Origin of the sequence: Asaia sp. SF2.1 (assembly GCF_000505765.1) — a bacterium.
Lineage (GTDB): Bacteria > Pseudomonadota > Alphaproteobacteria > Acetobacterales > Acetobacteraceae > Asaia > Asaia bogorensis.
This window is the reverse complement of record NZ_AYXS01000010.1, coordinates 20,439-20,747: the sequence shown is the minus strand read 5'-3', so window position 1 is coordinate 20,747 and position 309 is coordinate 20,439. Positions and strand designations below refer to the sequence as shown.

1 protein-coding gene is annotated in these 309 nt (G+C 61.2%); it reads right to left on the bottom strand.

Features of this window, described 5'->3' with window-relative positions:
• The coding region (locus tag P792_RS38505) for a S9 family peptidase (protein WP_035439524.1) at positions 1-309 on the bottom strand (309 nt) is incomplete at both ends.

Below are 309 nucleotides of genomic sequence, written 5' to 3'. Positions count from 1 at the left end.
CTGCCCATTGAGGGCTTCTCGGTATGTGCGCCCGAACCCGGTCGATCCCCGGTAATTGACATCGAGTACGGCAAAGCCGCGACTGGTCCACCACTGCACCTTGAAGGAAAACGCTGTGCTGGCTCGCCCCGTGGGGCCACCATGCGCCATGACCACCAGAGGCGGCTTTTCGTTGTCAGCAAGACTGTGATGCCGGTTCGCTGGGGCATAGAAAAGCGCGTGAGACAGGGTGCTCTCCCTGCCAGACGCATCATGGCCGACTGGGAAAGTGATCGGTCGGGCTATCGCACAATCCTGCGCATCGATGCC